Below are 733 nucleotides of genomic sequence, written 5' to 3' on the forward strand. Positions count from 1 at the left end.
TGGCCTATGCCTATTCCGCCCGCGCCGCCCAGCGCTATGTCGCGTTCTGGCAGGACGCCAAGACCGGTTCGGTGAACCTGTGGGACGGCGGTCGTCGCACCGACGACTATCGCGGCAAGTTCCGGATCCTGGGCGAGAACCTCTCGCTGGCCCACCAATACGCCTACACCAGCGCCCACTGGGCCCGCATGGGCTATGGCGGCAAGACGCCGGCGGCCGACTGGGCCAAGGGCCTTGCCACCCTGCCGCGCCGGCAGGTCACCTGGTTCCAGAAGGGCGACTACGACCGCCTGCTGGTCAGCGTGCGTGACGGCGGCCGCATGATCAGCCTGCCGGTGATCAACGGCGGCGAAAGCCAGCACATGCACAACCCGTACTTCCCGATCCCGTTCTCGCCGGGGATGCTGGAAGCCTCGCCCGACGGCGTCGCGCCGTTCCTCGTGCCCCGCCTGACCCTGGAAGACGGCTCGGCCCTGATGCCGCTGGCCTATTTCAAGGACGCCAAGGTCGAGGCCAAGGGCGCCAAGACCACGGTCTCCTGGCGCCAGGACGAGCTGGACAAGATGGGCGAGCGCGCCCCGGTCGCCGACAAGCGCGTCACGGTCAAGACGACCTATGTCCTCGAGCCCGGCCGCATCACCCGCACCGACGTCTTCACCCCGGCCAAGGGCGTGAAGATCAAGGATATCGAGCTGCAGTTCGGATCGTTCTCCGGCGGCGCCAAGCAGGCCGG

The 733-nt window shown here is 68.2% G+C and carries 1 pseudogene; it reads left to right on the forward strand.

The features are described from left to right. Positions 1-733: pseudogene (locus tag AC1RR5_RS26720) on the forward strand (hypothetical protein); the annotation flags it as partial.

The organism is Caulobacter sp. GW821-FHT11E11 (genome assembly GCF_058808315.1).